17 protein-coding genes are annotated in these 19690 nt (G+C 44.1%); 12 read left to right on the forward strand and 5 right to left on the reverse strand.

Features of this window, described 5'->3' with window-relative positions; genetic code table 11:
• From creD to NBH14_RS25230, 3 genes are all read right to left on the reverse strand, one after another.
• Complete coding sequence (gene creD, locus NBH14_RS25220; protein WP_186961598.1) at positions 1–1347, reverse strand: cell envelope integrity protein CreD; 1347 nt, start codon at positions 1345–1347, stop codon at positions 1–3.
• 63 nt (positions 1348–1410) lie between these two features.
• On the reverse strand, positions 1411–1701 hold the full coding sequence (locus tag NBH14_RS25225) for a winged helix-turn-helix domain-containing protein (protein WP_007658450.1): 291 nt from the start codon (positions 1699–1701) through the stop codon (positions 1411–1413).
• Complete coding sequence (locus tag NBH14_RS25230) at positions 1698–2321, reverse strand: hypothetical protein (protein WP_250817836.1); 624 nt, start codon at positions 2319–2321, stop codon at positions 1698–1700. Before NBH14_RS25230 ends, NBH14_RS25225 begins: the two co-directional genes overlap by 4 nt.
• Before the next feature lie 129 nt (positions 2322–2450).
• Between NBH14_RS25230 and NBH14_RS25235 the strand changes: the two genes are divergently transcribed.
• The 6 genes from NBH14_RS25235 to NBH14_RS25260 are packed head-to-tail and all read left to right on the forward strand — an operon-like array spanning position 2451 to position 7479.
• Positions 2451–3446, forward strand: a complete 996-nt coding sequence (locus NBH14_RS25235) for an AAA family ATPase (RefSeq protein ID WP_186961599.1) — start codon at positions 2451–2453, stop codon at positions 3444–3446.
• On the forward strand, positions 3446–3982 hold the full coding sequence (locus NBH14_RS25240; protein WP_128133009.1) for a basic helix-loop-helix domain-containing protein: 537 nt from the start codon (positions 3446–3448) through the stop codon (positions 3980–3982). Before NBH14_RS25235 ends, NBH14_RS25240 begins: the two co-directional genes overlap by 1 nt.
• 37 nt (positions 3983–4019) lie before the next feature.
• Positions 4020–5048, forward strand: a complete 1029-nt coding sequence (locus NBH14_RS25245; RefSeq protein WP_128133050.1) for an agmatine deiminase family protein — start codon at positions 4020–4022, stop codon at positions 5046–5048.
• Positions 5045–5920 carry a carbon-nitrogen hydrolase gene (locus NBH14_RS25250; RefSeq protein ID WP_186961600.1) on the forward strand — a complete coding sequence of 292 codons (876 nt, stop codon included), beginning with the start codon at positions 5045–5047 and terminating at the stop codon, positions 5918–5920. Before NBH14_RS25245 ends, NBH14_RS25250 begins: the two co-directional genes overlap by 4 nt.
• Before the next feature lies 1 nt (position 5921).
• A complete protein-coding gene (locus NBH14_RS25255) occupies positions 5922–6908 on the forward strand; it encodes an aminodeoxychorismate synthase component I (protein WP_128133010.1) in 987 nt (328 codons plus the stop codon).
• Positions 6892–7479, forward strand: a complete 588-nt coding sequence (locus tag NBH14_RS25260; protein WP_128133011.1) for an aminotransferase class IV family protein — start codon at positions 6892–6894, stop codon at positions 7477–7479. The genes NBH14_RS25255 and NBH14_RS25260 overlap by 17 nt, the downstream gene beginning before the upstream one ends.
• On the opposite strand, the gene NBH14_RS25265 is transcribed toward NBH14_RS25260, so the two are convergent.
• Positions 7472–7678: a winged helix-turn-helix domain-containing protein gene (locus tag NBH14_RS25265; protein ID WP_128133012.1), complete on the reverse strand. Its 207-nt coding sequence runs from the start codon at positions 7676–7678 to the stop codon at positions 7472–7474. The two genes, NBH14_RS25260 and NBH14_RS25265, sit on opposite strands and share 8 nt — an antisense overlap.
• A gap of 177 nt (positions 7679–7855) precedes the next feature.
• Positions 7856–9688: a DNA helicase RecQ gene (gene recQ / locus NBH14_RS25270; protein ID WP_186961615.1), complete on the reverse strand. Its 1833-nt coding sequence runs from the start codon at positions 9686–9688 to the stop codon at positions 7856–7858.
• Between the two features lie 304 nt (positions 9689–9992).
• Between recQ and NBH14_RS25275 the strand changes: the two genes are divergently transcribed.
• From NBH14_RS25275 to NBH14_RS25300, 6 genes are all read left to right on the forward strand, one after another.
• The gene (locus tag NBH14_RS25275) at positions 9993–11279 is read left to right on the forward strand and encodes a DEAD/DEAH box helicase (RefSeq protein WP_007658434.1); all 1287 of its coding nucleotides are present in this window, start codon (positions 9993–9995) and stop codon (positions 11277–11279) included.
• A 61-nt stretch (positions 11280–11340) separates the two neighbouring features.
• Positions 11341–11934: an RNA polymerase sigma-70 factor gene (locus NBH14_RS25280; RefSeq protein WP_186961601.1), complete on the forward strand. Its 594-nt coding sequence runs from the start codon at positions 11341–11343 to the stop codon at positions 11932–11934.
• A 78-nt stretch (positions 11935–12012) separates the two neighbouring features.
• Positions 12013–13023, forward strand: a complete 1011-nt coding sequence (locus NBH14_RS25285) for a FecR domain-containing protein (protein ID WP_186961602.1) — start codon at positions 12013–12015, stop codon at positions 13021–13023.
• 29 nt (positions 13024–13052) lie between these two features.
• Positions 13053–16340 carry a SusC/RagA family TonB-linked outer membrane protein gene (locus NBH14_RS25290; RefSeq protein ID WP_186961603.1) on the forward strand — a complete coding sequence of 1096 codons (3288 nt, stop codon included), beginning with the start codon at positions 13053–13055 and terminating at the stop codon, positions 16338–16340.
• Between the two features lie 16 nt (positions 16341–16356).
• Entirely contained in the window at positions 16357–18072 is a 1716-nt protein-coding gene (locus tag NBH14_RS25295) for a RagB/SusD family nutrient uptake outer membrane protein (RefSeq protein ID WP_186961604.1), read from the forward strand.
• A 21-nt stretch (positions 18073–18093) separates the two neighbouring features.
• Complete coding sequence (locus NBH14_RS25300; RefSeq protein WP_186961605.1) at positions 18094–19647, forward strand: sulfatase-like hydrolase/transferase; 1554 nt, start codon at positions 18094–18096, stop codon at positions 19645–19647.
• Positions 19648–19690 lie beyond the last annotated feature (43 nt).

The raw sequence follows: 19690 nt of genomic DNA on the forward strand, positions 1-19690 counted from the left end.
TTACTTATCTGTTTCAGGTATTTGAGGATATTCATCTTCTTGTTTATACCAACTTATTTTCCGGGAGAAGAACATAATCGTTCCTAGGATTACAAACAAACCGATACTTCCTATTAATAAGGCAACATCTTCGAGTTGCAGAACAACATACAGGAAAATATATAATAAACATAACATGCCGGTGAGTGCTCCGGTCTGTATTTTATTTTTGAAGATGCTGTGAGCATAAGCTGTGATCAGGCTGATGGTGGCGATACTGGCAATCAGGTAGGCCGTGCCGAAGTTTATCTGTTCGGAGATGGACAGGAGGAGGCTGTAAAACAGGATCAATGCGAAGCCGACCAACAAATACTGGATAGGGTGGATCCGTTTTCTGGTCAGGATCTCGACGAAGAAGAAGACAACAAAGGTCAGGACGACGAACATGATGGCATATTTGGCGGAACGCATGTTCTGCTGGTAATGGTTTACCGGGTCGATCAGGTTTACACCGAAGGAGGAATCGTCGAATGAGTTTCCCGGGTAGTCGATCCACATTTCCGGGATACTGCGGTTGAAACTGAGGATACTCCAGTCGGCTTCGAATCCTTTTTCGGTAATATGGTGCTCCGGAGAGAAGTTGCCGATGAAACCGGGGGACTTCCAGTTACCCGTAACGTGGACTTTGGTCGTTTTGCCTATGGGGATGAAATTGATGCTACTGCTGCCGTTCAGTTTTAATTTGCAGTTGAATGTTTGGGGCTGGCTGAACAGGAGAGGATCGGTATTCTTTAGTGGCATGACCAGCATTTTCCCTATCTGCGTATCCAGGTTACCGGTGGCTTCGACCGACAATTGTTTGTTATCCAGCTTGAAATCGATATTTTCTGTTATGCCCCTCAGGTCGGAAACACCGATGGATAGATAGGCTTGTTCCCAATGAATGATACTATTTTCCGGTTTGGGGAAGTTTATTTTGTCGAAGTTCCCTGTTATGTCTATCTCGCTTTTGTAAAGGATCGTTTTGTAGATACCGTAATATCTTTCCTCTGGAAATAACTGTGTTGTGATATTCAGGTTTTCCGGTGTGATATTCAGGAGGTGTTCCTGAATGGTTGTCTTGTTGTCCGGATTTACCTGCGTCGTGGTATAAGGGATGGAAATGACCGGACCGCAAAAGGTTTGGGCATTGCTCCATTTGTTGTTAATCTTTTCGATTGTCTCCAAACTCCGGTTTTGTCTTTCCCGGATCAGATCCTGGATCATTAATCCCGGAATCAGGAGGATGAGGGTCAGGAATCCGATAATCAGTGCTTTTAGTGTGATAGACTGATTGATTTTTGTTGCTTTTTTAATTGTTGTTTCCATAAACTAAACCTGTTTTATATAGTTTAAAAGTACTTTGTGATTCAAAGTAAAAGGGTAAAAAAATTATTTGATAAGTTCTTCCAGTGCATTCAAATGCTCTTTGAAACTTTTTCGTCCTTCTTCGGTGATGGAATATTGGGTATTGGGTTTCCGTCCGATGAACTGTTTGACGGACTGGATATATCCGAGAGTCTCCAGTGCTTTCAGGTGGCTGGCCAAATTCCCGTCGGTCAACTCCATCAGTTGCTTCATGGTGTTGAAGTCGGCTGATTCGTTTACCGAAAGGATAGACATGATACCTAATCGTATTCGGCTTTCGAAGGCTTTATTTAATTTGGACAGTATGTTTTTCATTCTTTTTTCAAATCATATTTGATGTACATAGCTGTGCCGTAAATGATATGGCAAACTCCGAATCCGATAGTCCAAAGCAAGAGGCTCCAGTCGGGGAACAGGGCGGCAACAATACCTAGCACGACTTCCGTCAAACCTAAATAATGTACTTCGTCGAGGGTGTATTTGGATACATTAATTAATGCCAGGCCATAGAAGGTCAGCGTCATGGTGATAGCCATAGCCAAATCGCCGCGTAGCAGGAAAATAAGGGCGAAGATACCTCCGGCAACCAAAGGGATACCGAGGTTATAAAGTGTCCTTTTTATCAGACTTTTGGAGGGCATCAGGTTCTTTTTCACCGATTTTCTCCAGGAGAAATAGATACCGAAACAAATAGAGAAGAGCAGCACGGCGGAAGCGTCGGTTATCAGCAAAGTGATTTCGCGGAACATGGCTTCGTGTGTCGTGTCGAAGTTGGCACTGGCCGGTTCCCGTAAAATATGGAAATAGGCAAGCGCTGCTCCGATAATGGCTATGACTCCGGCTGATATGCCTGACAAACCGCTTAACGAAAGGAATTTAGATGATTTCTCCATCATCTCGCGGATAGCTTTTATGTCTTCTATTTGTTTATTCATATACTTAAAATAAAAAGTACTTTGTGCTGCAAAGTTAATGAGGTTTCTGAAGATTCCAAATAAATGGAGAAGATTTTCTAAATATTATTACCTTTGCATTTACAGTATAATTAAAGTCATACAAAAAGAATGCATACAAAAATAAGCCATGTCCATATAAATAACTTCAAATCGATCAAAAACGTTGTTTTAAATGATTGTAGAAGGATTAACCTGTTTATCGGTAAACCGAATGTAGGTAAAAGTAATTTATTGGAGGCAATGTCCTTATTTTGTCTTCCTTATTTAAAATTTGCAAAGAAAAGGAGTATTCAGCAGTTTATTCGTGTTGAAAGCGATGCAGAACTTTTTTTTGATGGTCATATAGAGACACCTATACGGATAGAGACGGATGTTGTAAATGCTGAGGTTCATTTAGATAGTATGGGACTTTCATTTCTTTTAAATTATAAAGACCATACTGATGCGGAATTTTCTTTATCTTTTTCCAATATGCTCTTGTCTGGGAAAAAGAATATTGAGATCTCGGCAGCAAACCCATTCAGGAGTTATTTTTATCCAAATTCCTTTGAAAAGGAAAAATTGCCGTTAAATTATCTTCTGCCTCCGAATGGAAGTAATTTAATGAACATAGTAACTTTGTTGCCTGATTTGAAGAGGGAGTTAACAGCCATATTCAAAGATTACGATTTGAAGTATGTGTTCGATACGAATAGTCAGGAAATTAAAGTTCTTAAAGAGAAGAATCCGGGAGAGATTTTTTTGATTCCGTTTCATTCTATTGCTGATTCTTTGCAACGTATGATTTTCTATACAGCTGCTATTGAAAGTAATGATAATGCAGTTCTGATTTTCGAAGAACCTGAGGCACATTCTTATCCGCCATTTATATCTAAAGTAACACGAAGTATTATAGATTCGGAAAATAATCAGTTTTTTATTACTACCCATAGTCCTTATGTCGTAAATGACTTTCTGGAACTGCCTGGAAATGATTTGGCTATTTACTTAGTAGATTTCAGAAATGGAGAAACAATAGTGAAGAGGGCGGCTGAGAGTGAGTTACAGGAAATGTATGAATTTGGGGCTGATTTATTTTTTAATACGGAAACTTTCTTAAAATAATGGCAGAACTTTACATAATTCCGGAATGTTACGTTGACACTAATTTGCTCGAAACATTAGTTCCTACAGCAAAAGGTTATAATCACCAGAAAGGCTGTAATAACGTTGTTAAAGTCATGAAAGAGAAGCTTGCTGATGAGTTTGCCGTTGGAATTGTCGATAAAGATAAAAGGCAAATTCGTTATGTGGATGAATTTGAAGAGGTGGGGCATACTGATTCTCTGTTTTTTTATAAACATCCTGACAAAGCTCATTATCTGGTCATGATTTCACCGGCAGTAGATGGGTTTATTCTTAAATGTGCAGAAGATGTGGAAACTGATATGGAACAGTTTGGTTTTTCATCTGATCTGAAGTCTTTTACGGAGCAAACGAAAAAGGTTTCCAGCAAGGAAGATGCTACGTTCAAGAATTTATTTCAGGAACTCAAAAATGCGGATGAGGTGGTAGTCTTAAAGAAAGCATTGAAATACTTGAAAGAAAATAAATATCAATCGGACCCAGAGACGCTTAAAGCTATTATTGAAGGGATATGATATTTTTGTTAATGGTTTGAAAATTAAATTAGCAGACATGGATAATAAAACGATATTACCGGCAGAATGGTATCCTCAGAGTGCCGTTCAACTGACTTGGCCGCATGAGGGGACCGATTGGGCTCCGATACTGGATGAGGTGGTTCCTTGTTTTGTGGAGATTGCCAAAGAGGTGATCAAACGGGAGAAGTTACTGATTGTTTGTCCGGATGAAACGGCGGTACGCTCGCAGTTGGGAGAGGTGGATTATAGCCGTGTTATTTTCCGTGAGATGGAGACGAACGATACCTGGGCGCGTGACCATGGGGGGATTTCCGTGTTTGATGACGGGGTGCCGGTGGTGTACGATTTTGTGTTCAACGGTTGGGGGATGAAGTTTGCTGCCAACCATGATAATCTGATTACGCGGAAACTGTTTCATGGCAAGACTTTTGCCGATGAAGTGGTTCCTGTCAATATGCAGCCGTTTGTATTGGAAGGCGGCAGTATCGAGTCGGATGGAAAGGGAACTTTGCTGACTACGGTCGAATGTCTATCTTCCGTGAACAGAAACGAATATCTCCAGCAGGAAGAACTGGAAAATTATCTCAAGCAGGTGTTCGGGCTGGACCGTATCCTGTGGTTGGAAAGCGGTTATCTGGCGGGAGACGATACTGACAGTCATGTCGATACGCTGGCGCGTTTTTGCAGTGAGGATACGATAGCCTATGTGCAGTGCACGGATGAGGAAGACGAGCATTTTGCCGAACTCCGGGAGATGGAAGAGGAATTGAAGGAGTTCACGCAGGTAAATGGCGAACCTTATCGGTTGGTTGCTTTGCCGATGGCGGATAAAGTGGAATGGGAAGGTGAGCGTTTGCCGGCTACCTATGCCAATTTCCTGATTATAAACGGGGCGGTGCTTGTTCCGTTCTATAATTCGCCGAAAGATGAAGTGGCGAAAGCGGCCTTGCAGACGGCGTTTCCGGACAGAGAGATTGTAGGTATTAATTGTTTACCGTTAATTAAACAACATGGCTCATTGCATTGTGTGACGATGCAGTACCCGAAAGAATTTATTGTATGAAGATAGGATTGATTCAACAGGCAAATACCTGTGACCGGACAGATAATATAAAGAAACTGAAAAATAGCATCCGGCTTTGTGCCGACGAAGGTGCGGAACTGGTTGTCTTGCAGGAATTGCATAACGGCCTGTATTTTTGCCAGACGGAAGATACGCAGATGTTCGACCTGGCGGAAACGATTCCGGGACCGTCTACGGAAGAGTTCGGGGCTTTAGCAAAAGAGCTGGGCGTGGTTTTAGTACTTTCCCTGTTCGAGCGGCGTGCTCCGGGATTGTATCATAATACAGCCGTGGTGATTGAGAAAGACGGTTCGATTGCCGGAAAATATCGTAAGATGCATATACCGGACGACCCGGCTTACTACGAAAAGTTTTATTTCACTCCCGGCGATTTGGGATTTGAACCGATAGAGACGTCTGTCGGGAAGTTGGGCGTATTGGTTTGCTGGGACCAGTGGTATCCGGAAGCAGCCCGCCTGATGGCGATGAAAGGTGCTGAGATGCTGATTTATCCGACGGCTATCGGCTGGGAGAGCAGTGATACGGAAGAAGAGAAAAAACGTCAGCTGGGTGCCTGGATAACTGTGCAGCGCGGACATGCCGTGGCTAACGGACTTCCGGTGATTACGGTAAACCGTACCGGACATGAGACGGATCCTTCGGGACAGACAAACGGTATCCAGTTTTGGGGAAATAGCTTTGTAGCAGGTCCCCAGGGAGAGTTGTTGGCTGAGTTTCCGAACGACCATGAAGAGGTGCGTGTGGTAGAGATTGATAAAGCACGGAGTGAGAATGTGCGCCGTTGGTGGCCGTTCTTCCGTGACCGTCGTATCGATGCTTTCGGCGGACTGACAGAGCGATTTTTGATATAATATGAAGTTTTGCAATAAAGAAGAAGCCGTCCGGTATATGAATCGATTGGGATTATCCGGGCGGCCTTTTATATTTGTCGTTGATTATAAGCAGGAGCAAGTTTGGGTGGCGGAGCCGGAGGAGGTAGAGCCGGGTGAGGTGTTGTATGATTTGAATGGCGTTACCAATGTGACGTCAAAAGCGGAAGCCTTTCCTGAAAAACATGTTGAATGGGAGACTAATCCGGTTTCTTTTGAAACTTACTCCCGGTCTTTCCGGACAGTGACCGAGCATATTTATGCCGGTAATTCTTATCTGGTCAATCTGACTTGTGCGACTCCGGTACGGACGAATCTGACGTTGAAAGAGATTTTTTATCTTTCCCATGCTCCTTATAAATTATGGGTGAAAGAGCGTTTTGTTGTTTTCTCACCTGAAATATTCGTGCGTATCGAGAATGGATTTATCTATTCTTATCCGATGAAAGGGACGATCGATGCCTCTTTGCCTGATGCGCGGGAACGGATTCTGGCAGACAGAAAGGAGGAGGCGGAACATGCCACGATTGTCGATTTGATTCGTAATGACCTGAGCCAGGTGGCATCGGAAGTGACGGTGTCGCGATACCGGTATATAGATGAGTTGCAGACAAACAGGGGAAGACTGTTGCAAGTCAGTTCAGAAATTAGAGGTAAGCTATCGGAAGACTGGAAAGCCTCATTGGGAGACATACTATTCCGGCTGTTGCCCGCAGGGTCTATCACCGGAGCTCCCAAGAAAAAGACGATGGAGATTATCGGGGAAGCTGAAACATACGAACGGGGATTTTATACCGGGGTTATGGGATATTTTGACGGCCATCGTCTGGACAGTGCCGTGATGATTCGTTTTATCGGGCAGGAGGGAGGAGATTTCCTGTTTAAGAGCGGCGGTGGGATTACTTCCCAAAGCGATTTAGAAAGTGAATATAATGAAATGAAACAAAAAGTATATGTGCCAATTTATTGAAACAATCCGTATCGAGGATGGAAAGGCGGTTAATCTGGCCTTTCATAATTACCGCTTCAACAAGACGCGGAGAGATGTGTTCGAATGTAACTTGCCTGTAAACCTGGCGGATTATATCCAGCCCGGAGATTATTCCGGACGTACCAAATGCCGGGTCGAATATCAGGAGGAAGTGGAGAAGGTGGAATATCTACCTTACACCGTTCGTCCGGTGAATCGTTTGAGACTGGTCACGTCGGACGGGCTGGATTATACTTATAAAAGTGCTGACCGTCAGAAGTTGGATGAATTATTTCGTCAGAAGGGAGATGCGGACGATATCCTGATCGTGCGTGATGGTATCGTGACGGATACATCGATTGCCAATATTGCTTTATGGAATGGTAGCCAATGGGAGACACCCGAGGTCCCTTTGCTGGAAGGAACGATGCGGGCATCTCTATTAGGAAAGGGGAGGATTGTTCCGGCTGTTATTCGTCCGCAGGATTTGTCCCGTTATTCGTTGGTTCGCTTGTTTAATGCGATGATCGGGTTTGGTGAGGTCGAATTTCCGGTGGAGAACATTATTTAATAATGTAATAAACGGTATTGCTGATACGTGCCTGATATACTTTGTTGTCGTGCATGAGCGAGCATAGAGCCAAACAGAGCTCCGTGTCTTTAAAATTTGTTGCTCGTTGTAATTCAGCAAATGTACTCTTTCCAACCTGACACAAAGTCTCATACAATTGAGAGATGCTATGAGACAACTTTACACTTAGCGTATTCATAAGCTGTTATTTTATAAGTTAATACTATATAGAACCGGCGGTAGAGGGATACTGTCCGGTTCTTTTTTCGAAGACTAAAGTACCGGATATTTTTGTAAGAATCGTCTTTTTTTTTACTGTAACGGTAATTTTTGCTTCTTAAACGTATTATCGGGAAACTGAAATAAAAATGGGTGGTTATCTGTCTTTGGGCAACCGCAGTACGAACCGTATCAGTGCCACGAATACCTTTCCGTATTTTTCCAGTTTGATTTCTCCCACACCACGTATTTCGCTGAACTCTTCCAGGGTAACAGGCCTTTTTTGTACCATATCTTCCAGTGAATCATCGGAAAAGATGATGTAGGCCGGTGTCTGTTCGCGTTCGGCAATCTGCTTGCGGAGTTGCTGGAGCGAGTCGAGCAGTGTTTCTTCGACCGATGCCGATTGGATGGGTTTGATGGGGCGGTATTTGAATTTCGAGTCTTTTCTTCTGAAATAAGTTTTTTCTTCCGGCTCTTTATAGATAGCCATCATCGCTTTCTGTTCACCGAACAATACTTTTCTTCCCAGCGGAGTGACTTTCAGTATTCCGGCATTGACATAATCGATTTCGATATATCCCAATTGAAGCATCTGGTAAAGATATTCTTTCCATTCTTTATAGGAAAGGTCTTTTCCGGCACCGTATGTCTTTAATTTATCGTATCCTTTTTCCGTGATCTCTGTTTTCTCCGAGCCGCGGAGGATATTAATCAGCATATTCATGCCGACAAATTCACCGGTACGGAAGATGGCGCTTAACGCTTTTTGGACGAGTATGCTGCCGTCGAACCGTTGCGGAGGGTTTTTGCATACATCACAGTTGCCGCAATCTTGGTCGTTTTCTTCTCCGAAGTAACTGAGGAGGATACGCCGGCGGCAGATGTCCGCTTCGCAATAACGGCGCATGCGGTTCAGCTTCTGGAGGTTGGTGTCTTTTTGCCCGCTTTCTTCGGCAAAACGGCGGAGGACGAGCAGGTCGCCTACCGAATAGAACAGCAAGGTGTCGCTTTTCATCCCGTCGCGTCCGGCACGGCCTATTTCCTGGTAGTAGTTCTCGATACTTCCGGGCATATTATAATGTACGACCCAACGCACATTGCTTTTATCTATTCCCATCCCGAAGGCAACGGTTGCACAGACCACGTTTACCCGGTCGTTGATAAAATCATCCTGTGCCTTTTCGCGTTGAATGGGCGGGAGTCCGGCGTGATAGGCAACGGCCTTGATCCCGTAAGAAGAGAGTTCTTCTGCCAGGTTCTCGGTACTGTTCCGGCTCATGCAGTAAACGATGCCGCTCTGATGGCGGTGGGCATGGATGAAATGGACGATGGCGGAAGTTTTCTCCTTTTTGTTCAGTCCCCGGCGGATAGTCAGGGACAGGTTCGGACGGTCGAAGGACGAAACGAAAACTTCCGGATCACGCAGCTTCAATTGGGTGACAATGTCGGTACGTGTGACTTTGTCGGCTGTAGCTGTCAGGGCGACGATCGGAACTTTAGGGAACTGTTCTTTCAAAACGGACAGTTGGGTATATTCAGGACGGAAGTCGTGTCCCCAATGTGAGATACAATGGGCTTCGTCGATGGCGATCAGGGATATATCCATACGGGGAAGCAGCCAATGCAGTTCGCCTACCAGGGCTTCGGGTGACAGGTAAAGCAGTTTTATTTTACCCTGTATGCAGAGTTGTTTTATTCTGTGTCGTTCTTCTTCCGGCATCATGCTGTTGAGTGCGGCTGCCGGGATACCGTTGGCAACCAATCCGCCTACCTGGTCTTTCATCAGGGCGATCAACGGAGAGATTACCACAGCCGTTCCCGGCATATAAATGGCCGGTAACTGGAAACAAATTGATTTTCCTCCACCGGTAGGCATCAGCACCAGTGAATCCTCTTTCCTCAAAATACGTTGTATGATCTCCGCCTGTAACGGGCGGAAAGAAGTATATCCGAAAAACTTCTTTAGCAGCAACTGTAACTCTTTCATCATCCAAAAATCAATTTACAAAGATAATATATTATTTGATACAATATTCAAAGGTTATTTTTACTCTTATATTATCGTTTTAGAGAAAGAGGTACGTCTGATTTTATTTAGAGGTAGGTGTAAATTGATTTAGACGTACCTCTAAATTGATTTACACCTACCTCTTTTTATAAAGTATACAGAATGTCTTTCGGAAGTATTCTTATACATTTTAGTCACTGATTAGGATGATTCCCGTTTTATTTATTACCTTTGCATTCAATTATTTATTTAACGAGCCGCGATGGCTCAACATTATTATTAGATGACATTTGAACAATTAGAACTGATAGAGCCGATACAAAAGGCTCTTACAAAAGAAGGTTATACAATTCCAACCCCTATACAAGCAGAAGCAATTCCCTACGTTTTAGACGGATATGACTTATTAGGTTGTGCACAGACCGGAACAGGTAAAACTGCTGCATTTTCCATTCCTATTATTCAGAATTTGTATAACGAACGCCAGCATGGTAAAGTGCGTGGTATCAAAGCATTGATACTGACACCAACCCGCGAACTGGCCATCCAGATAGGAGAAAGTTTTACGGCATACGGTAAATATACCGGTGTGAGGCATACCGTTATATTCGGTGGTGTAGGACAGAAACCTCAGACGGATGCGCTCGAACGTGGCGTAGATGTATTGATCGCAACCCCCGGACGTCTGCTTGATTTGATCAACCAGGGATTTATCAGCCTGAAATATCTTGATTATTTTGTATTGGATGAGGCCGACCGTATGCTGGATATGGGATTTATCCATGATATCAAACGTATTTTACCTTTGTTGCCCAAAAAGCGCCAGTCGCTGTTTTTCTCGGCAACGATGCCGCCGGAGATAGAACGCCTGGCGGGAACGATCCTGCATGAGCCGCAGAAGGTGGAGGTTACTCCGGCTTCATCGACGGTGGATAAGATCGACCAGTCCGTTTATTTCGTGGAAAAGGCGGAGAAGGTAAGCCTGCTGACGCATTTGCTAAAAGATTCTTCTTTGGAATCGGTGCTGGTATTCACCCGTACGAAACATGGGGCGGACAAAGTGGCCCGTGTCCTGGCAAAAGCGAATATCGGAGCGGAAGCTATCCATGGAAACAAGAGCCAGACAGCCCGCCAGCGTGCACTGACTAATTTCAAGGACCATACCACCCGTGTACTGATCGCTACGGATATTGCCGCCCGCGGTATCGACGTGGACCATCTTTCGCATGTGATAAATTACGAACTGCCGAATGTGCCGGAAACATACGTACACCGTATCGGACGTACAGGCCGTGCCGGACGCAGCGGTGTCGCTTATTCATTTTGCGATGCAGAGGAAGTGCCGTACCTGAAAGATATCCAGAAGCTGATAGGCAAACAGATACCTGTTGCCGGCGGAAATGAATTTGAAACGGCAGATGTAAAAGCAGCCGTGGCAGAGAAGAAAGAAGCCATTAAGCAGGAATCGAAAAGACGTAATATGTTCGGCAGCAAGCGCGACGGCAGTTTCTGGCGGAATAAGAAGCGGGCTGAGGCGGGAAACCAGAAGACTGCCAAAAAGAAATCATAAAGTACCCGATACTTTGCAGAATTTCCTTATTTTTGTGCAAAGTATGATTTTAATGTTGTAGATGCCGGAAATAAGAGAAGATATTGTTACACGTATAAATGAAGGTGATATAAAAGCTTTTGAGTTGCTGTATTCTACCTACTACGTGTATCTCTGTGCAGTGGCGACCAAATATATTTTCAATTCCGAAGCATCCCGTGAAGTTGTAAATGATGTATTTATTAATGTGTGGAACAACCGTTCCACACTCATATTTCCGGTGCAGGCTTATCTGATCCGTGCCGTACAGAACCGATGCCTTAATCATCTTCGTGGGCAACGCCTTCAAATGGTTCCGATGTCGGATGTGCAGGAACATTTGCTGACTATCCAGGAGCAACAGATTTCCGCCGAATCCCATCCGTTGGCTTATCTGGAAAATAAAGAGTTTGAAGAACAGATATACAAGGCGGTTGACCAGCTTCCTAAAAAATGCCGTGATATTTTTATACAGTATCTTTATCATAATAAGTCGTACGAAGAGATTGCACAGATCTATAATATCAGTCAAAGTACCGTACGTGTACAAGTCAAAATCGGATTATCCAAGCTTAGAGACCTTTTAGGCGATCTATATCCATTATTTCTACTTTTATTTAATTTTTCTCAAAAATAATCGTATTTCTTTTAAACGCAATCCCAGTTTCTTGTGTATATAAGGGAAGCAACCCGATATTCCGGGCTTGAAATTTATATGATGACAAGAAACGAACATATTGAAGAGCTGGTATTCAGCTATTTTGCGGGAGAACTGACAGAGGCTCAGGAACAGGAATTGTCTTCCTGGCTGGATGCAGATGAAGAAAACAAGAAAATCCTGTTTGAAATGTCCGATTGGTGGGCAACAGCGCATGTACCTGTTTTCTCTTCCACCCGAAAAGCAGATTTCGAGAGATATTTTGGAAGTTTGATGCAGCCGGTTCAACAGAAGGCCGGAAAACGCAGCCTATGGACTACCTGGGCTCGGATAGCAGCTGTCGGTTTATTACTTTTATCAGTCGGTGTAACCTCTTACCGGTTGGGTAACCGGAATATGGACGATACGCAGTTGGCCTATTTTGAAACATCGGCTCCGATGGGATCGCAGTCGAAAGTGGTTTTACCGGATCATTCGGTTGTATGGGTGAATGCCGGTTCCTCTCTTCGATACAGCAAGAATTTCGGTAAGGAAGATCGTGAAATACAATTGGAAGGGGAGGCTTATTTTGAAGTAGCTCGCGATACCCTGAAACCGTTCGTTGTCAAGTCGGAAGTCCTAAATGTTCGTGTATTGGGTACCCGGTTTAATGTCAAAGCCTATAAAGAAGATCAAACAATTGATGTAAGTCTGGTTTCCGGTAAAGTAAATGTGCATCTGAATGATAAGAAACATGCGGAAGAGGTGGAGTTACGTCCGAACAGGATGTTGAGTTATAATAAGGAAACCGACCGGGTGGAAATGACGGAGATAGATGGAAGCAAAGCGTATGACTGGACAAGCGGTACGCTCCGTTTTGAAAATAAATCTTTCCTGCAGATTGCTAAAGACCTGGAACGTAAATATAATATTCATATACGTATAGAAAGCAAATCCTTGAAAAAGGAAATTTATACAGGTAGTTTTTCTGGCCACTATACCCTGGATGATATTCTCAGGGAAATAGATGTCGAGCATAAGTATGCCTGGAAACAACAAGGAAATGAATTGGTAATCAAAGATAAATAAAATAAAGTCTATTTGTAAATCTAACTAAAATGAAAAAGAACTATTTAAAAAAGTCCGGGAAATGGATGCTTTCAGCATGTTTGCTGGCAAGTGTACCTATGATCCCCGGAACGATGTTGGCTACGGAGTTGCAGACCTGTATCATGTCTGTTCAGTTAGACACGACAACCTTAAAGGAACTTTTCGACCAGATCGAAAAAGAATTTTCCTACTCCTTCCTTATCAGGAATAATGACATCGACCTGTCTGAACGTGTATCGGTGGAGATGAAAAACCGGTCGGTGGAACAGATTCTGAGAAACGCCCTGAAAAATCAGCATGCTGATTTTATTGTAAACGATCGTAAGATAATCGTTTACAAGATTACATCTAAAAAAGAAACGGAAACATTTGTTGCTTCTATGAAGGCGCAACAGAAAACAATTAAAGTGAAAGGTGCAGTGATTGACGGAACGACCGGCGAGCCGATCATCAGTGCCAATGTGCTGGTTAAAGGAACGTTGAATGGAATAAGTACGGACCTGGATGGTAACTTCGAACTGGAGGTGCCGGAAGGTGCGATGCTTGAAGTTTCGTATATCGGTTACTTGAAAAGCGAGGTAAAAGCACAAACTGGCAAAATGATCATTAAGATCAAGGAAGATACCCAGGCACTGGAAGAAGTGGTTGTTGTCGGGTACGGTGTTCAGAAGAAGGAAAGCCTTACCGGTGCGATGCAGGTTGTTAAACAAGATAAGTTATTGGATATAACGACCCCTTCTGCGGAAAACCTGTTGAGCGGTAAGGCTCCGGGTGTATATGTGAATAGCGGTTCCGGACAGCCGGGAGCTACCGGTAAGATTGTGATTCGTGGTAAAGCCACTGTTAATGGGGGAACCGACCCTTTGTGGGTAATCGACGGAGTGCTTGTCGGTGACGGTTCGGGAAACCTGAATCCGATGGATATCGAATCTATTTCTGTGCTGAAGGATGCGGCTTCAACGGCTATTTATGGTTCGATGGGGGCGAACGGGGTCATTGTCGTAACGACCAAAAAAGGGAAGAGTGGTAAGGCAACGATTAGTCTTTCGGCTAAAACTGGTATTACCCAGTTGAATAAAGGTGGTTTCTCGGTGATGAACGGTAGTGAATTGTATGATTATTACAAATCTTTCTCGAACCAGGAGTCGATCCAGTTCCCGCAATATACAGAAGACCTTCGGAACAAGAATTTCGATTGGTGGGATTGTGCTACTCACCTGGGAATCGCCCAGGATTATAATCTTTCGATATCCGGCGGAACGGATAAGATGAAAAGTTATTTGTCGCTTGGCATATATGATGAGTCGGGAGCTGTGAAAGGATATGACCTGACACGTTATAATTTCCGTTACAATGTGGACTACCAGGTAAATGACTGGCTGAAGATCAAACCGTCTGTATGGGGTGCCCGCAGAGATGTCGATGACAAGCAACATGCTGTCGGTTCGATGTATTCCTGTCTGCCCTGGGATAGTCCTTATGATGAAGACGGTAACCTTTATCAGGAGTCGCAACCGGTAGAATGGGTATCGCCGAAAATGGGAAATTATCTGTATGACCTGCAATGGAATTATGGAAAGACTACTTCTTATGAGTTTATGGGAAACTTCGATTTCGATATCAAGATTACCGATTGGCTGACGTTTTCGTCTGTCAATAACTATAAATACGGTAATTCGGCACAGAAGACATATACCGATCCACGTTCATCCGGAGGGAAAGCCGATAACGGGTTGCTGAAAGACTATAAGTCTGAGTATAACCGGTTATATACGAATCATCTGTTACGTTTTAACAAGCTTTTTGGAAAACATTCGGTGAATGCGATCCTGGCATATGAGTTTAATTCTTATTCGGGAACGGTTACTTCGCAGACGGCTTCCGGTTTTCCTGCCGGTTTCAGTGTGGCTGATGTCGCCACGACACCGAAGGCGGTTGCCGGTTCACAAAATGAATGGGCTGTACAATCCTATTTCCTGAATGCCAATTATTCTTACGATAATAAATATCTGGCACAGTTCTCTCTTCGTAGGGACGGCGCTTCCAATTTCGGAGAGAATGCCCGTTACGGTACTTTCTTCTCGGTCAGCGGCGGTTGGAATATCAATCGTGAAGCATTTTTCCATGCCGATTGGGTGAATTTGTTGAAGTTACGTGCCAGTTACGGGTCGGTCGGCGCCCGTCCTGCCAGCCTTTATCCCCAGTATGCGCTTTATACGATTAGCGGAGGGTATAACGGAGTGCCGGGAGCTATGATGTCGCAAATCGGAAATAAAGATTTGACCTGGGAGAAGACTTATACATTCGGTGTCGGTGTAGATGCTGTGCTGTTTGACCGTCTGACCATTAATTTGGACTATTATCAGAAAAAAACAACAGACCTGTTATATAATGTACCGGTTTCTGCTGTGACAGGCTGGTCGGTGAATTATAAGAATATAGGTGAGGTGCAGAATAAGGGAGTCGAGATGACAGTCTCTGCCGATGTGTTGAAAACAAAAGACTGGAACTGGAATATCTCAGCCAATATAGCTAAGAATACCAATAAGATAAAGAAACTGTATGGGGATGATCCTGAAATCATTATCAGTAACGGCCAGTCAGCGGTTGTCGGAGCTTCCGATAAAATATTGAAACCCGGCTATGATATCGACTCCTGGTACACGACAGAATGGGCAGGCGTAGATCCGGCAAACGGTGATCCGTTATGGTATATGACCGATGAGAACGGAAACCGCGTAACGACCAACAGTTATTCGAAGGCATCGGCCAACCGTGTTATCTGCGGCTCGTCGACTCCCGATTTCTATGGTGGTTTCTCAACCAACCTGACCTGGAGAGATTTCGACCTCTCTGCTATCTTCGGATATTCGGTTGGAGGAAAACTCTACAATTATATGCGTATGGAATTTGATTCCGACGGTGCCTATACCGACCGTAACCAAATGAAACTGAAAGATGGCTGGAGCCGTTGGGAAAAGGAAGGCGATATAGCTACACATCCGCTGCCGGTTTATGGAAACAAGTCGAATTCCAACAGTACTTCTTCGCGTTATCTGGAAGATGCCAGTTACCTGCGTTTGAGAAACCTGACTATCGGTTATAATATTCCGGTTAAGAAATTTATCTCCAACCTGAGAGTATATGCTTCCGGTGAGAATCTGTTTGTGATTTCCGGCTTCTCCGGTATTGATCCGGAAGTACCTCCATTGAATAATGGCAAGGGTACGGGCGTTGCCACTTCCGTATATCCGCAGACACGTAAATTTATGTTTGGATTAAATATTACTTTATAATAAAAAGAGCACAGTTATGAAGAAATTATATATAATAGTATTAGGAGCTGCCGCATTGATGATGAACGGGTGTGATATAGAACGTCTTCCGTATGGCAGTTATTCCGCAGAGACTATCCAGAAAGATAAAGCAGAGGCTTTGGATATTTTGTTGAACGGATGTTATGCCCAGTTACGTTCGGCGACGGATGTAATGCACCGTACGGGAGAATATCCGGGTGATAATATCATGAAGCAGAATGCAACGACAAATAATTTCAGCCAGTATATGTCGTATAAACATACGGCTACCAATAATCATCTGCCGGGAGTTTGGAGTAACGGATACAAAATTATCGCCCAGGCAAGTAACCTGATAAAGATGGTTGAGGAAGGAGAATCGGCCGAAGTAGACCAGAAAATAGGGGAGGCTTATTTTATGCGCGGGATGATGTACTTTTATCTGTGCCGTATTTTCGGACGCCCTTATTATCAGTCGCCTGAAACGAACCTGGCGGTTCCTATCGTGGATATTCCCGATAATCTGGACGGATTGGTTTTGCCTGACCGTTCGACGGTGAAAGAGGTGTATGCACAGGCTGTTGCCGATTTGCGTAAAGGGGAAGAGTTGATGACGGTTTACAAATCGGCTATCTATGCTTCCAAATATTCTGCTCAGGCCCTGTTGGCTAAAATGTATGCTTATATGAGCGGCACTTATGAGAATCCGAACAAGACGTATGCCGACTCTTCTTATTATTATGCCAACGAAGTGATTAAAAGCGGTAAATTCCAGTTATTGAGCCGTGATGTTTTCATGACTTATAATCAGATGACACCGGATAGCAAAGCACAGGTGGAAACTGTCTTTGCCGTAAAACGGATGGATGCCGAGATTACAAATTATAATCCGGTAATCGGCAGTATGTATGCCAATATCCAGGATGTGGGATGGGGAGAAATATATACCAGCCAGAAATATCTGGATTTGCTGAATGAAACGGGATATAATGACTGGACAAGTGAAAACTTTACCGATGCACGTGCTGCATTTATCCACCCTCAGTATACGCAAAAGAACGGATTGCCGGTTCGTGCTTTCCGGTTCTTCCATGAAGTATATGATAAAAACGGGACGTTGACCGGTTATACTTATAAACAAGGTGAGATAGCGGAACAGGGTACGACGTTGACAACTAAAATTGGGGAGGATACATATACTTTGACTCCTGTGAATGCAGGTAACAAAAAATATTCAATTGAATATAACGGTAAGGTTTATGTCGGTCAGGATGATTATATGATGAAGTTGAATAACGGATATCCTATGTTTTATTGTTATAAATGTTCTTTGGAAGACGGGATTCCACAACTTCATTCTCCGATAGTTTCCCGTTTGGCGGAAATGTATTTACTTTGTGCGGAAGCAGCGGCTAAAACCGGTAATTACGAGCTTGCCAGAACAAATGTAAATATTGTCCGTGAACGTTCTTTGCCAGGAAAAGGGTATGCCTCGATGGATGCGACGAATGCCAAAGAACTTATCATGAAAGAACGTCAACTGGAACTGGCTTATGAGGCCGACCGCGGTTTTGATGTTTATCGGGTGGGCGATACGATGGTACGCCGTTATCCGGGATTTTACAATACTATTCTGGAGATAGAACCGACCAGTCCGCTGGTTGTGCAATTAATTCCTCAGTCGGAGATTAATGCTTATCCGGGGACATTGACACAGAATCCATTGGAATGATCTTATAAAACTAATATGTGAATGGAAAAGAAATTATTCAGTTATTCATTTGGGATGTTGGCAGGCTTAGCACTGCCAACTTCTGTTTTTGCCGGACAACCTCAGTCGGGACAAGAACAGGGCGAAAAACAGCCCAACGTCGTAATCATTGTAGCCGACGATTTGGGGTATGGCGATTTGAGTTGTTACGGAGCCACCCGTATACAGACTCCGGGTATGGACCGGATTGCAAACGAAGGACTGCGTTTTACGCAGGGATATTGTACGGCAGCGACATCCACGCCCAGCCGTTATTCACTTTTGACCGGGCTGTATCCCTGGACGAATAAGGATGCTAAAATCCTTCCCGGTAATGCCGCTCTGATTATCGATACACAACAAATTACTTTGCCGAAGGTCATGAAACAGGCCGGTTATGTAACCGGCTCGGTCGGTAAATGGCATCTGGGACTGGGTGACGGAGCGGTAGACTGGAATGAAACGGTTTATCCCGGAGCCAAGGAAGTGGGATATGATTATTCGTTCATCCAAGCAGCGACCAACGACCGCGTGCCTTGCATCTTTATCGAAAACGGGAAAGGAGTCGGACTGGAACCGGATGACCCGCTATATGTCAGTTATAAGCATAATTTTCCCGGTGAACCTACCGGTAAAGATAACCCTGAACTACTCCGGATGCATCCGAGTGTGGGACATGCCGGTTCGATTGTAAACGGTGTGCCGCGTATCGGTTTCCAGAAAGGCGGTAAGGCTGCCCAGTGGAAAGATGAAGATATGGCTGAGTTATTTCTGGAGAAAGCCAAAGGCTTTTTGAAAGACAATAAAGATAAACCATTCTTCCTGTATTACGGATTGCACCAGCCACATGTGCCCCGTGTACCGAATCAGAAGTTTGTCGGCAAATCTGGTATGGGACCTCGCGGAGATGTCATCCTGGAAGCTGACTGGTGTGTGACTGAATTTCTGAAAGAACTGGATAAACTGGGATTGACGGAGAATACCCTGATTATCCTGACCAGCGATAACGGTCCCGTATTGGATGACGGCTATCAGGACCAGGCTGTCGAAATGGTAGGCAATCATAAGATGGCAGGCCCTCACCGCGGTGGAAAGACCAGCCTGTATGACGGCGGTACTTGCATCCCGTTCCTGTTGCGTTGGCCGGCGGTTGTAAAACCGGGAGTATCCGATGCATTGGTTTGCCAGATGGATTTGCTGGCTTCATTGGCAGCATTGACCGGGCAGACGTATTCGGATAAGACGGACAGCCAGAATACTTTGCCCGTCTTTTTGGGAAAAAGCGACCAGGGACGTAAGGAACTGGTGACGGAAGGTTATTTCAATTATGCTCTCCATCAGGGCGACTGGGTGATGATTCCACCGTATCCCAGCTATTATGACGACCCTGATGGTACCGGTTTTTCGGGATTGGGAAATTGTTACCAGTTATATAATGTAAAGGAAGATGTCGGACAGAATCATAACTTGGCGGATAAAGAACCTAAACGGTTGCGCCAAATGATGATGACTTTCGAGAAGCTGAAAAGGGAGACTGGAAAGATGACAAACTATTAATAGATTAAAATGATTGACTCTTTTTTTCTAAACATATTTGAGA

This window comes from Parabacteroides caecihominis, assembly GCF_023656785.1.
GTDB classification, from domain to species: domain Bacteria; phylum Bacteroidota; class Bacteroidia; order Bacteroidales; family Tannerellaceae; genus Parabacteroides; species Parabacteroides segnis.